The sequence below is a fragment of the Pontibacter sp. H249 genome (assembly GCF_037892465.1).
In the GTDB taxonomy this organism is placed as follows: domain Bacteria; phylum Bacteroidota; class Bacteroidia; order Cytophagales; family Hymenobacteraceae; genus Pontibacter.
On the sequence record NZ_JBBKTR010000003.1, the window covers coordinates 116077 to 129725 of the forward strand.

Here is a 13649-nt window from a genome sequence, read left to right on the forward strand (position 1 = left end):
CTTCTGCACTAATTCTATATAGATTTCTCACAACTACGTTGGTCCCTTTCGACTCCCGTCTCAGGCATGTTCGAAATGACAGCTTTTGCTTAAGTTGACGGCATTAGGCCTTGACCTATCCTTGAGAAAAAATATTAGCTTACTACCGCTCTGTAGAGAACAGCGCGAACAAGGCGGATACAATAAAGTTAACCCCGATGGAAAGTACGATAAAGCCCATAATGCGCGAAAGGGCAGCCAAACCTGATTTACCCATATAGCGGGTAAGCTGGTGCGAGAAACGCAGGATAATGTAGCTAACAATGGCCAGCAGAATAATCCCGATCAGGATCATCATCATATCCAGGTAAGAAAGCGATGTGGTAAACAGACCTATACTTATGGCAATAGCGCCGGGGCCGGAAAGCATGGGCATGGCCAATGGTGTAAACGAAATATCTTCTTTTTGCTGCCCTTCTTCCACCACATCCGGAGAGATTTTCTTTTTGCTGGCACCCGGTGTAAGCAGATCAAAGCCTGCCTTCATGATCATTAGTCCTCCGGCAATGCGCAGGTCGTGGATGCGGATGCCGAAAAAGTTTAGTACATACTGACCTGCCAGGAAAAACACTGCCAGAATACCTACCATGTACAAACATGCCTTTAGTGCCTGCTGGTTACGGCTGGCCGGAGTATCGTCCTGGGTAAGGGTAAGAAACACCGGCATGGCCCCGAAAGGGTTTACTACAGAGAATAAGGCAGAAAATGTGGCAAGTATGATTTCCATAAAATGAGTGAGCTCAAAAAAGTATAGCCTTAAATATAGCTTTTAATAGATGTAAGTACAAAGTATAAAATGTATTCGTGGAAATGTATAGGCTAGGACGATGGTGAGATAGAAGTAAATGGCTGTATAAATGCCTGATAATTAAAAATAACTGATAAAATGTCTTTTATCTTTCGTCTTTTGTCTTTTGTCTCCATTCAGAATCCTTATTTTTGAGGATAGATCACCCAAAACCAATCATACCTATGAAAGGAGAAGTAAAGCTGGGCATACTTGGCGGCGGCCAACTTGGACGTATGCTGATGCAAGCCGGACTGGATTTTAACATTTATACCTTAGTGTTAGACCCGGATGAGAATGCACCCTGCAAGCACATCTGCAACGAGTTTTTTACTGGCAGCTTCCGCGATTTTGACACAGTTTACAACTTCGGTAAAAAGTGCGACATACTTACCATCGAGATTGAGCACGTTAACGCTGATGCACTGGAGAAGCTGGAGCAGGAGGGCGTTAAAGTATACCCTGATGCCCAGACCGTTCGCACGATACAGGACAAAGGCCTGCAGAAAGATTTTTACAAAAAGCATAACATCCCGACTTCTGATTTCCTGATCTTAAAGGATAAGGCGGAGCTGGAAGAAAACCTGCACTTTTTGCCTGCTTTCCAGAAGCTGCGCCGCGAAGGCTACGATGGCCGTGGAGTAACCAGACTAACAGGAGCAGAGGATACAGCAAAGGCTTTTGAAGAACCGTCGGTGCTGGAGAAGCTAGTGGATTTTGAGAAAGAGATATCAGTTATTGTAGCGCGTAACGAAAGCGGTGAGGTAACAGCCTTTCCGGTAGTAGAGCTGAGCTTCCATCCGGAGCACAACCTGGTTGATTCGCTTTTTGCGCCTGCCAACGTGCCGTACAAGTTGCAGCGCCTGGCCATAGAGATTGCTACCCGTGTGATAGAGAGCTTTAACATGGTGGGTATACTTGCCGTGGAAATGTTCCTGACCAAAGACGGGCAAATACTTGTAAACGAGGTCGCGCCGCGTCCGCACAACTCTGGACATCATACAATCAAGGCAAACTATACTTCGCAATACGAGCAGCACCTGCGTGCCATACTTAACCTGCCATTGGGCTCTACCGAAATACAGAGTGCAGCCGTTATGCTAAACCTGCTGGGTGAACCCGGCTACGACGGTGAGGCAACGTATGAGGGCCTGCAGGAAGCGTTGGCAGTGCCAGGAGTATACATCCACTTATACGGTAAAAAGTATACCCGCCCTGCCCGCAAAATGGGACACATTACCGTACTGGGTAAAGATTTAGAAGAGGCGCAGAAACGTGCCGATCAGGTTAAAGACGTAATTAAAGTAAAAGCATAAACCATGGCCGAGCAAACGACATCAACACAGCCCGTAGTTGGCATCATTATGGGCAGCCAGTCCGATCTTAAAGTGATGGACGCAGCTGCTGAAATACTGGAAACACTTGGGGTACCTTATGAGCTTACAATCGTATCAGCGCACCGCACGCCGCACCGCATGTTCGAGTATGCAGAGAACGCCAAAAAACGCGGCCTGAAAGTAATTATTGCCGGAGCCGGCGGAGCAGCGCATTTACCAGGTATGGTTGCCTCTATCACAACTTTACCCGTGATTGGCGTGCCGGTAAAATCGAGCAACTCTATTGATGGCTGGGATTCGGTGTTATCTATACTTCAGATGCCGGGTGGCGTGCCTGTGGCTACTGTAGCTTTAGATGGTGCTTTGAATGCGGGTATACTTGCTGCTCAGATTATTGGTACATCAAACGCTGCTGTAGCAGATAAACTGGATAAGTATAAAACAGGACTGAAGGATAAAGTAATGCGCTCTGTAGAGGAGCTGAAAAGAGGGGATAGGGACTTGGATTAACTATAAGCCTGATCAAACAATAAGAGCCACTAGCAAAGTAAAAGGCTGGTGGCTCTTATTGTTATTTAGAATCCATAACCTAGCAGAATGCTGAAACTTTGAACAGTTGCGTTTAAGTGTAAACCGTCTGACAAAGTATTGTTCTTCTCGTACCGTGCCTCCAGGGTCACGCTATGGTTCTTGAGTGTAGTGCTTATGCCGCCGCCAGCAGTTATGCCATTTATCAGTTTCTGGTAATTTCCCTCACTCAAGGAAACATTATAATCACTGTTTCTCAGGCTGGTGGCTATGTACCTGTTCTCATTTTTAATACAGTAGCCCATCATAAAGCCTGCATTAACAAAAGGCCTAAAACTGCCTTTAGGATAGGTGTATCGGAGTTGAAGAGGGAGCATCAGGTATGCCAGATCATAGTATTGATCATATTTATAAGGAAACTCACCAGTTTTAGAATAAGAACCTGTAAATTTATAAGGTATATACTGGAGCTCAGTTTGCAGGGAAAGCTTCTCACTTATAGTAGGTACGACAATGTTAACTGATATTCCTGCTCCCATTAAATTGTCGTCCCCAAAATTAAATGCCTTCTTGTTTTCATGATCCAGCTTTGCATGGCCTACTATCAGAGCAGGCCCGATCGTAATTTTTGCTTTTTGTTGCTGAAAGCTGCTCTCCTCCGAAGAAGAAACACATTGATTATACTTTGTAACGGCCTTGATCAAAGAGCTCTGGCTTAGGGTAACATACTTCAGATCAGAAGCTGAGAAATTTTCACAGTCGTTAAAGGCAAGATTCAGGCTTCCAATATATTTTTTATTGCTGAAAATATAGGTCTTGCCTGTCTGGGCATCTACTTTCTTGTAGTCGTGCTGCGTAAGCTTAACAAGTAAAGTATCTTTTTGCAGGTAGTAGTGATCTACAACCGACTGGTCGCGGTAATGGTAAAGGCTGGCTCTGCCTCTTGCAAGTACCGTTACAAATAGCTGGCTCATCTCTGTATCAACAGAGTCATTTAGCGGAATAAGTTTAGATTCATAGTTTTTCCTTTCTTTCTGAAATCCATATCCAGAAATATCTGCAGGGATGAACAATTTTGGTTCATCAGTTAAAGACTTTTTAAAATTTACTGCCTGCGCATGTTTCATGCTTCCACGGTAATCAAGGTATCCATTAAGTGTATCACCGTGCTGGATAATATATCCTTTTCTAAAGTCTTGCTGGCTATAGGCTGTAGTTAGGGTTAGTAAAAAGGTGAAGATCAGGTATAGTTGCCTCATTCTTTTGTTTTGTAGCTGTTTGTACAAAGGTGGTCAAACTAAATGCAAGTAAGGATTTAAATAAGAATATTCAAAGTATAAGATATTACCTATATTATTGCATAAAAAATCCCCTGCCGAAACCTCGGCAGGGGATTTTTACTTTATACTTTAAGCTACGGACTACTTGTTGCCGTCTACTTCTTCGTAATCAACATCGGTTACGCCGCTGTCATCAGCTTGCTGCTGGTCGCTTGGCTGGCCATTGCCACCTGCTGCACCTGCATCAGCTCCCTGACCCTGCGTTGCGTTGTACATCTCCTGGGAGGCTGCACTCCATGCATTGTTCAGGTTTTCGATAGCTTTGTCGATTCCAGCCACGTCTTTAGAGCCGTGCGCTGTTTTCAACTCACCAAGTGCGTTCTCGATGTTAGACTTGTTGCCTGCAGATAGCTTGTCGCCATACTCTTTCAGCTGCTTTTCGGTCTGGAAGATCATAGAGTCAGCTGTGTTCAGCTTCTCGATCTCTTCCTTCGCCTTCTTATCAGCTTCTGCGTTGGCCTCTGCTTCCTGGCGCATTTTCTCAATTTCCTGCTCGCTCAAGCCAGAAGAAGCCTCGATACGGATCTTCTGCTCTTTGCCAGTAGCCTTATCACGTGCTGTTACGTGCAGGATACCGTTGGCGTCGATGTCGAATGTTACCTCGATCTGAGGAACACCGCGTGGCGCTGGCGGAATGTCTGACAAGTGGAAGCGACCGATAGTACGGTTATCCTTCGCCATTGGGCGCTCACCTTGTAGTACGTGGATCTCTACAGACGGCTGGTTATCAGAAGCCGTAGAGAACGTCTCAGACTTTTTAGTAGGGATAGTTGTGTTAGACTCGATCAACTTCGTCATCACACCACCCATAGTCTCGATACCAAGTGAAAGTGGCGTTACGTCCAATAGAAGTACGTCTTTTACTTCACCTGTTAATACACCACCCTGAATAGCTGCACCAACTGCAACTACTTCATCCGGGTTTACACCTTTAGAAGGTTTCTTGCCGAAGAACTTCTCAACTTCTTCCTGCACTTTAGGGATACGCGTAGAACCACCTACCAGGATCACCTCGTCGATGTCTGACGTAGAAAGACCTGCATCCTGAAGCGCTTTCTTGCAAGGCTCCATAGAACGACGGATAAGGTCGTCCGTCAGCTGCTCGAACTTAGCACGAGTCAGTTTACGAACAAGGTGCTTTGGAACACCGTCAACCGGCATAATGTATGGTAGGTTGATCTCCGTTTCGTTAGATGATGAAAGCTCGATCTTAGCTTTCTCTGCAGCTTCTTTTAAACGCTGTAGCGCCATTGGGTCTTTACGCAGGTCTAAACCTTCGTCATTCTTAAACTCTTCTGCCAGCCAGTTAATGATCTTAGCATCAAAGTCGTCACCACCCAGGTGCGTGTCACCGTTTGTAGAAAGTACCTCGAATACACCGTCACCAAGCTCAAGTATAGAGATATCGAACGTACCACCGCCAAGGTCGAATACCGCGATCTTCTGATCTTTGTGTTTTTTATCCAAGCCATAAGCAAGCGCTGCTGCTGTCGGCTCGTTAATAATACGTTTTACCTCTAAACCTGCAATCTGGCCGGCCTCTTTTGTAGCCTGACGCTGTGCGTCGTTAAAGTAAGCCGGTACGGTAATTACCGCCTCTGTTACAGTTGTGCCCAGGTAATCTTCTGCCGTAGCCTTCATTTTCTGAAGCACCATCGCTGAAATTTCCTGTGGGGTATACTCTCTGTCGCCGATCTGTACACGAACAGTGTTATTGCTGCCCTGCTGTACTTTGTAAGAAACCTGCTTTGCCTCTTCGCTCACCTCGCCGTAGCTGTGGCCCATAAAGCGCTTGATAGAAGCAATTGTGTTCTGCGGGTTTGTGATCGCCTGACGTTTAGCCGGGTCACCTACTTTACGCTCGCCGTTTCCGTTATCCAAGAAAGCAACGATGGACGGAGTAGTTCTGCGGCCTTCGCTGTTTGGTATAACCACCGGTTCGTTACCTTCCATTACGGCAACGCAAGAGTTGGTTGTACCCAAGTCAATACCAATTATTTTTCCCATTATATAGTTTTATTATATAGTTTCTATTTAATTTTTTCCTGTTGCCAGTAGTATATCAACCCTTGTGCCAAGGCAAATTCGGGCTGTTTTTTATGTCATTCTGTCACAATGCCAGTTCATACTTTCTTTTTTGTCTGCTATTTGAATCCAACTCATGCAGGCAGTCCGCCATTTTTGCAAGGCAGTACCTTAAGGTTTACTTATAGTAAATCATGTAAGTTATTTCAGGAATGTACTGGAGTGTTCTTGTCAAGCGAGGTGCACAGGCTATACTTTACCAAGTGCTTATACTTCTAAAGCTTACGGCATTCAAGCTTACAAATCCGAAGAGGTAACAGATAGTAGGGAATACAGCATCTTTAGCTTCCAAAGTATAATTATAATGTAAGTTGCAAGCAATGTTTTATAAAGGAGTGTTGCAGATAAATATTGAAGGATATACTATGAATTATTTTTGTATTAATCTATAATAGATGTTGACTTTATTTATAATAATACGTATATCAAAACTTCAAAAGGTTGACCAAAAGACATGATTAACCTTTTATAAATCAGGTTTATATACTTTGTATGGGAGCTAGTGTTCAGGAAATTGATATCAATCAAGTTGAGGCAGCTGCGTTAGGTTTTGTGGAGGTGCTTATAGGAGACGCGGTATATAGCCAATTAGAGAATCTCAGCTTTCAATCTGCTTGGGATAAATTGTATGCAGGGTGTTCTTGGGGTACAGTATTTCAGAGCCGTGCTTTTGTGGATTCTTGGTACCGAATATACAAGCAACGGCAGGAGCCAATACTTATAGTATCTGAACATAAAGGCCGCCTTACTGGCTTAGTAGCACTTACTAAAGAACATGGTAGTAAGTTAGTAACAGGGGCCGGAGTAAATGAAGCAGGATATCATGTGTGGTTATCGGAAAATGACTTAGGCGATTTATTCATAAGGGAGGCGCTGCATGAGCTTACATCAAGATTCCCACAATATAAGCTGCTATTTAAGCATATCCCACCTCAGGCACCCTTAGCATGGGTGGAGCATGATCAGAAGCTGAGAAAGCGTTGTGTGCTAAGAACGTTCAGCCGTCCTTTAATGGATTTTAAGACTCCGGATTTAATCATTCAATTTAACAAGAAAAGCTATAGGAGTAAGATTACAAAGCTTAGGAAGCTCGGTGACATGCGTTTCGAAAGAATCATAGACAAGGAGCATTTTGTATCTGTACTAGACGAGCTTAATAGGCAGTTTGATTTTCGCAAGGCTGCCATGCTTAATATCACGCCTTTTCGTAGTGAACCTCTAAAAAAAAATTTGCAGTTAGCCTTATTTGACCAAGGCTTGCTTTATGTAACTGTACTGTTTGTTAATGAGAAACTTGTTGCTGCAAATATTGATACAATTGGAAAAGACAATTGGGTATTTGGGGTAGGAATAAATTCTCACAACCCTACATTCGGGAAATACTCCCCCGGTATTGTGAGCTTTTTAATGCTCGGGCAGCGCCTTTTCGAAGAAGGGGTAGAAGTATACGACCTAACGACAGGAGGGCACAGTTACAAAGAAGGATTGGTAAATGCTCATGACCAGGTGTACGAGTTAAGTATCGGAGGACCTAATTATAGAGTAAAGGCGGTAGTTAAAGAGAAATTATTAATTGCTGTCAAGCAACGCCTTCGTCAGCTAGGAGTAGAGCCTTACAAGTTGCGGGCACAGTGGATGCAGTTGCGGGAGCAGCTAAGGTTGCTTAATGGGGTAGGAAGTGTTCAATTGCTCTACACCGCGCTGTTTAAGACTAAGGTAAAGTGCTATACATTACCGCATCAACTCTCTGATCAGCTGGAAAACATTACGATAAACTGCTTAGACGATTTGCTGTGCTTTAAACAAAAGGGTGGGGCTTTGACACGTTGGGATTTCTCTAAAGAAGCGGAGCGACGCCTACAAGCAGGGGAGCAGGTTTTCTCATTAAGTGAAAACGAGGTGCTGCTGTGCTGTGCTTGGTTATCAGCTACCTCAGGTGCAGCAGTTATTTCCGGGGTATACTATCATCGTTCTGGCTTGGCTGTAATAGTCCCTTTTCTTACTGCAGTAGCTCGTTCTGTAGGGCCGCATGCAGTAGTGGCAGCAGAAGATACAAGATTACAGCGCATACTGGAGGGAGCAGGTTTCAAGGTAGTTTGATCAATTTTGAAGTAACACATTTTATATGGTAAGGTATGCAGCAAGTTTACATCCATAAAGTGGAAACAGAAGAAATAAGTCTGACAGAAGTTTTAGTGGGAGAAGCAGTTTACCACCTGTTACAGGATGAGGACTTTATCGTGGATTGGGATGTATTATATAATAATTGCCCCTGGAGTACTGTTTTTCAAAGCCCGACCTTTGTTAAAACCTGGTTTTTACTTCATGAGGAGCTGCAGGAACCAATTCTGGTTAAAGCAGAGCGAAACGGATGCCTTGTAGGCCTATTATCTTTGACAAAAGAGTATAACAGTTCTAATATTAGAGGTGCAGGTGCCTGGGATGCCGAGTATCATGTATGGCTTGCTTTGGAAAATTATAAAAATGAATTTATCAAAGAAGCTCTTCGCCAAGTGCAACTCAAATTTCCTGCTCATATTATTTCTTTTCATTATATACCCGCTGGGGTGCCTGTTGCTTGGGTAAAAGATGATACATGGTGGCAGCAGAGGTGTGTGCTGGAGCAGGTTGATCGCCCTTTAATGGAAATTGACGAAAGTTATTTTACCAATGAGCTAAAGAAAAAAAACAGACGTGAAAAAATTAACCGTCTTAAACGAATTGGAGAATTGAGTTTTGTGCGCATCACAGACGACGCGCAATTCTCAGAAGTGTTAGATGAACTGACAACACAATTTGATTTGAGAAAAGGAGCAATGTTTAATAAATGCCCCTTTAAAGACTCTCCCTTATCTAAAGAACTGCTGAAGGTTTACTTTAAAAAAGGCTTGTTGCATGCTACTGTTCTAAAACTTAATAGCCTCGTGATTGCCTCGAATGTAAGCTTTATGAGTGGCAGTTGGCTGCATCTACAGGGATTAAACTCTCATTCTGCTTCTCATGCAAAGTTCTCACCAGGTATACTTGCCTTTTTGATGTTAGGAAAGATGCTTGCTGAGGAGGGGTATGACGTGTTTGATTTGACACCAGGTGGCGATACTTATAAAGATGGACTTGCCAATAAATATGACCAGGCCTATAACCTTACAGTAGGAGGGTATGGCTTTCGTGCAAAGCACGAGTTAAAAAGTTTTTTCCTAAAGCCGTTAAAGGCATGCCTGCGCCAACGGGGCTATAATCCTTTGGAGATCAGGTTTGGTTGGTACAAGTTTAGGGAGCGGCTTCGAATAGCTTATACAGCTGGACCGGCAGGATATCTGTCGGGTTTATCAAAGCTATTGCTGAAGTCAGAGGGAACATTTGCACTTGCTAAAATAAGCGCATCTGCTGTTGTTGTTAAAGTTAACTGCCTTGATGATCTTTTATGGTTTGATCAGCAAGGTGGTTTATTAACACGCTGGGACTTTCTATCAGATTGCGAGGAGCGTCTAGAGGCTGGGCAGCAGCCTTTAACCCTCAGGACAGGCAGCCTGCTTCTTTGCTGCGCCTGGCTTGTGCCAGCCAGCCTTCAAATTAACGGCCTATACTGCCACAAGCAAGCTTTTAGTAGTTTAGCCAATTTCTTGGCTGGCGTAACTCAACATACAGGTACGGACGCTGTTTTATTGCTGCGGGATCGGGAATTGTTAGCTGTCTTGAAAAAGATGGGCGTACGGCCAGATAAACTTGACCTAGCCTATCAGAGTTAAGGTTTGTGCGTAATTTTTTAAGGGGTAAATATGGCTCAATCCTGTATTAGTCGAGAAAGTGAGGTAGCAACTAAAAGCCTGGAGATATTAGTAGGCGCACAGGTATACAAAGCCTTAGAAAGTGTGCAATTTCAGGATGAGTGGGACAGACTTTACGAAAGGTGTAGGTGGAGTACTGTTTTTCAGGGACGTGTCTTCACCTCGACATGGTATAAAATTCATTCCGAGCGGCAGGAGCCGGTGTTGGTTCGGGCAGTACAGGGGGGGCGCCTAACTGGATTGCTACTACTTTCAAGTATAAAAGGGAGTGCTTTGATTGTTGGAGCCGGTAACGCAGATGCAGAGTACCAAACCTGGCTTTCAGATGATGACTCGGATGAATTTATGCCTAAAGCTATAAGCCTTGTAATAGATTCTTTCCCGCATCATAGAATAACTATAATGTACATACCTAGTAATGTCCCTTTAAATTGGGTTGCAACTATAGCGAGGTGGCGCTCCCGCTGTATTGTGGACACAGTTAGAAGGCCAATTATAGATTTAAGTAAGTCTAATGTGAAAGCTTTATTTGCTAAGAAGGAATTCAGAAAAAAGGTAAATAAGCTGAAAGGCAGGGGAGAGGTTTCTTTTGAACACATCACAGATTACCAGAGGTTTTCAGATATTTTGGATATTCTGGTAGTGCAGCATGATTTCAGAAAAGGGGCAAAGTATAATGCTCTTGAATTCAAGAGCGATTTATTAAAGAAGCATTTCTTTCTAGCCCTCTTCAAACAAGGTGTGTTACATGCAACTGTTTTAAAGCTAGACGAAGAAATTGTCGCTTCAGTTGTCGGAACAAGAGGCAAGAAGTGGTTTCTTCTGGTGGGAATAAACACGCATGCTCCTGCATATGCAGATTACTCTACCGGGTACATACTATTTATAATGCTGGCTGAATTTTTAGTTAATACTGGTTTTGTGTTTTTTGACCTGACACCCGGTGGTGAGTCGTATAAAGAAAGACTTGCAAACATGCACACGTATGCATACAAGTTAGTCATAACGACTCCTTTGAAAACAAGTGTGCTTAACAAGGTTATCAACCCATTGCAAAATTTAGCAAAAGCGAGCTTCGAGAGAAATGGCTATAAGCTTCGCGAAATAAAGATGAGGTTTTATCGGCTGAGAGAGCAGTTCCGCGCCATATCAGCTGCAGGGACTGCTACTGCTGCTCAGGGTCTTGCTTTGCGGCTGGGGCTATTTGGCAAAGGCCACTACTATCTTCTTCCAACTTCAGGTTCCTTGGGCGCTGCAGCTTGGTTGCGGCGGGGAAGCCTCTCCGACCTGCTGGACTTTGGGCAAAAGGGCGGGCTGCTGACGCGGTGGGACTTTCTGGCTCAAGCGGAGCGTCGGCTTCAGGCGGGGCAGGAGCCGCTCACCCTGAGCCGAGAGGGGCTGCTGCTGTGCTGCGTCTGGCTGCTGCCGGGCGGCGAGCTGGAGTGGCTCTACTGCCACAGGGGCTGGGAGGGTGAGCTTGCGGGCTTTCTGGCCGCGGTGGCCAAGCATGCCGGAGAGGGTGCGCGGGTGCTAGTGCGGGAGCCGAGCCTTAGGCGAGTACTCGAGAAGGCAGGGGTGTGTGGTATTGATGTTTTATAAATTTTTGCTAATACTTCATAGTTTACCTGACGCCTTCAAAATGTAGTTATCAACATGGAACACCTCCTTACGAAACTCAAAAGCTCAGAAACAACCATTGCAGAACCATTTGCAGTTGAGTTGCTGATGGGAGATGCAGTATATTCAGCGCTCGATAAACCCGTATTTCAAACTGCCTGGGACCAGCTCTACGAATCCTGTTCATGGGGCACAGTTTTTCAGAGTAGATTATTTGTTACCTCCTGGTATCATATTTACCGCAAACAACAAGAGCCGGTGCTAGTATATGCAAGGCATGAAAACAGTCTTTTGGGTTTAATGGCACTTACCTATGATACTGAAAGTAAAGTGTTAACTGGGGCGGGAAAGGACGAGGCTTGCTATCATGTGTGGCTTGCTGATAGTGAATTCGGAGACGTTTTTGCCGTTAGCGCTCTGAATGAACTTATCAGTAAATTTAAGGAGAGCATAATAGATTTTAATGAAATGCCCTCTGGCACTCCGCTTAGTTGGCTCGAGTATGATGCTGGATTACGCGAGCGGGGTGTTCTACAAATCCTTCAACGGCCCTTGATGGATTTTAAGGCACCAAACGCTGCCAGACTAATTTCTTCGAATGGGATTGATAGCAAACTAAAGCGATTAAAGCGGTTAGGCGATGTGAGCTTTGAGCGCATTACTTGCCATGACTGCTTTGTTTCTGTTCTCGATGAGATAAACGACCAATTTGACTTCAGGAAGGGGGCCATGTTAAATCAAAGCCCTTTCAAAAATGAGCCTCTTAAAAAGGAACTGCAGCTGGCGCTTTTCAGGCAGGGGTTACTCTATGTTGCTATAATGCGCGTAGGTGGCCAGTTAGTGGCATCTGTTACAGGCGTGATTAGCCGGGATAATTGTATTAACGGTTTTACAAATACATATGCTCCTTCTTATGCAAAATACTCCCCTGGCATTGTGAGCTTTATTTTGCTAGGAAAGCAGCTGTATAATGAAGGCATTGCGCTTTATGATTTAACTACTGGAGGGCATGGCTATAAGGATAGGCTTGCAAATGCTTACGATGAGGTATACATATTGCAGATAAGGGGTAAGCATGCACGTATTGTGGATGAGACTAAAGCCTTAATAAGGTCTAGTGTGAAGGGGCTGCTACAGCGAATTGGGGTGAAACCTAGGGTTGTTAGAAATGATATAAGGTTTATCTTGTCAAAACAGAAAGAGCAGTTCCGCGCCATATCAGCTGCAGGGACTGCTACTGCTGCTCAGGGTCTTGCTTTGCGGCTGGGGCTATTTGGCAAAGGCCACTACTATCTTCTTCCAACTTCAGGTTCCTTGGGCGCTGCAGCTTGGTTGCGGCGGGGAAGCCTCTCCGACCTGCTGGACTTTGGGCAAAAGGGCGGGCTGCTGACGCGGTGGGACTTTCTGGCTCAAGCGGAGCGTCGGCTTCAGGCGGGGCAGGAGCCGCTCACCCTGAGCCGAGAGGGGCTGCTGCTGTGCTGCGTCTGGCTGCTGCCGGGCGGCGAGCTGGAGTGGCTCTACTGCCACAGGGGCTGGGAGGGTGAGCTTGCGGGCTTTCTGGCCGCGGTGGCCAAGCATGCCGGAGAGGGTGCGCGGGTGCTAGTGCGGGAGCCGAGCCTTAGGCGAGTACTCGAGAAGGCAGGCTTTGCTATTATTAACGCATGATCTGCTTAAGTAGTGATAGCTGAATTTTACTTCAACTCTTACTTTTAGGTATAATGACATAAGGGAGCTTTTTGTATTTAATACAAAAAGCTCCCTTATGTCATTATTAGCTTTTGCCAATTTCCAAAATTGACTGTCGTAGATCTAAAGCCTCCTGCGCGTATTCTTTCCTGTCTCACTATGTGTTTTGTGCAAATTGCTTGTAAAGGCAATTCGCTGTCTTCTTATTGCTTAATTCCTTTTGTTAAATTCTATATAACCAACAGTAAATTATAATAAGTTGTATGTTTTTCTGTTATTATAAATGTGTTTGTATTGTACTTTAAGCTTTCTGTCTTCTTTCGAAATTTGTACTAAAGATGTATTTTGCAAGTGCGTTTTATTGGATTTATGAGTTTAAGCGATATAACACTTTTGTTTTGATTCTGCTAACTGCAAATCTGCTTAGTATAAGCTAATCTTT

9 protein-coding genes are annotated in these 13649 nt (G+C 44.5%); 6 read left to right on the plus strand and 3 right to left on the minus strand.

Annotation, left to right across the window (positions count from 1 at the left end; translation table 11 throughout):
• Window positions 1-142: 142 nt before the first annotated feature.
• Window positions 143-766: a MarC family NAAT transporter gene (locus tag WG943_RS05360; RefSeq protein ID WP_340407280.1), complete on the minus strand. Its 624-nt coding sequence runs from the start codon at window positions 764-766 to the stop codon at window positions 143-145.
• Window positions 767-1011: 245 nt separating this feature from the next.
• Between WG943_RS05360 and WG943_RS05365 the strand changes: the two genes are divergently transcribed.
• Window positions 1012-2142, plus strand: coding sequence for a 5-(carboxyamino)imidazole ribonucleotide synthase (locus WG943_RS05365; RefSeq protein ID WP_340407282.1), 1131 nt, complete (start codon window positions 1012-1014; stop codon window positions 2140-2142).
• Between the two features lie 3 nt (window positions 2143-2145).
• A complete protein-coding gene (gene purE, locus WG943_RS05370) occupies window positions 2146-2673 on the plus strand; it encodes a 5-(carboxyamino)imidazole ribonucleotide mutase (RefSeq protein WP_340407283.1) in 528 nt (175 codons plus the stop codon).
• Window positions 2674-2738: 65 nt separating this feature from the next.
• On the opposite strand, the gene WG943_RS05375 is transcribed toward purE, so the two are convergent.
• Together WG943_RS05375 and dnaK are read right to left on the minus strand one after the other, a co-directional pair.
• Entirely contained in the window at window positions 2739-3950 is a 1212-nt protein-coding gene (locus WG943_RS05375) for an outer membrane beta-barrel protein (protein WP_340407285.1), read from the minus strand.
• Between the two features lie 162 nt (window positions 3951-4112).
• Window positions 4113-6038 carry a molecular chaperone DnaK gene (gene dnaK, locus WG943_RS05380; RefSeq protein WP_340407287.1) on the minus strand — a complete coding sequence of 642 codons (1926 nt, stop codon included), beginning with the start codon at window positions 6036-6038 and terminating at the stop codon, window positions 4113-4115.
• Window positions 6039-6608: 570 nt separating this feature from the next.
• Here dnaK and WG943_RS05385 point away from each other — a divergent pair.
• From WG943_RS05385 to WG943_RS05400, 4 genes are all read left to right on the plus strand, one after another.
• Window positions 6609-8216 (plus strand): GNAT family N-acetyltransferase, encoded by a 1608-nt coding sequence (locus WG943_RS05385; protein ID WP_340407288.1) that lies wholly within the window; start codon window positions 6609-6611, stop codon window positions 8214-8216.
• Window positions 8217-8509: 293 nt separating this feature from the next.
• Window positions 8510-9865 (plus strand): GNAT family N-acetyltransferase, encoded by a 1356-nt coding sequence (locus WG943_RS05390; protein WP_340407290.1) that lies wholly within the window; start codon window positions 8510-8512, stop codon window positions 9863-9865.
• A gap of 30 nt (window positions 9866-9895) precedes the next feature.
• On the plus strand, window positions 9896-11503 hold the full coding sequence (locus tag WG943_RS05395; RefSeq protein ID WP_340407292.1) for a GNAT family N-acetyltransferase: 1608 nt from the start codon (window positions 9896-9898) through the stop codon (window positions 11501-11503).
• Window positions 11504-11557: 54 nt separating this feature from the next.
• Window positions 11558-13186 (plus strand): GNAT family N-acetyltransferase, encoded by a 1629-nt coding sequence (locus WG943_RS05400; RefSeq protein WP_340407294.1) that lies wholly within the window; start codon window positions 11558-11560, stop codon window positions 13184-13186.
• Window positions 13187-13649 lie beyond the last annotated feature (463 nt).

Excerpts from the sequence above, each read along its gene's own strand:
- WG943_RS05400 (WP_340407294.1), top strand. The coding sequence starts at position 11,558 with ATGGAACACCTCCTTACGAAACTCAAAAGCTCAGAAACAACCATTGCA.
- dnaK (WP_340407287.1), bottom strand. The coding sequence starts at position 6,038 with ATGGGAAAAATAATTGGTATTGACTTGGGTACAACCAACTCTTGCGTT.
- WG943_RS05385 (WP_340407288.1), top strand. The coding sequence starts at position 6,609 with ATGGGAGCTAGTGTTCAGGAAATTGATATCAATCAAGTTGAGGCAGCT.
- WG943_RS05360 (WP_340407280.1), bottom strand. The coding sequence starts at position 766 with ATGGAAATCATACTTGCCACATTTTCTGCCTTATTCTCTGTAGTAAAC.
- WG943_RS05375 (WP_340407285.1), bottom strand. The coding sequence starts at position 3,950 with ATGAGGCAACTATACCTGATCTTCACCTTTTTACTAACCCTAACTACA.
- WG943_RS05365 (WP_340407282.1), top strand. The coding sequence starts at position 1,012 with ATGAAAGGAGAAGTAAAGCTGGGCATACTTGGCGGCGGCCAACTTGGA.
- WG943_RS05395 (WP_340407292.1), top strand. The coding sequence starts at position 9,896 with ATGGCTCAATCCTGTATTAGTCGAGAAAGTGAGGTAGCAACTAAAAGC.
- purE (WP_340407283.1), top strand. The coding sequence starts at position 2,146 with ATGGCCGAGCAAACGACATCAACACAGCCCGTAGTTGGCATCATTATG.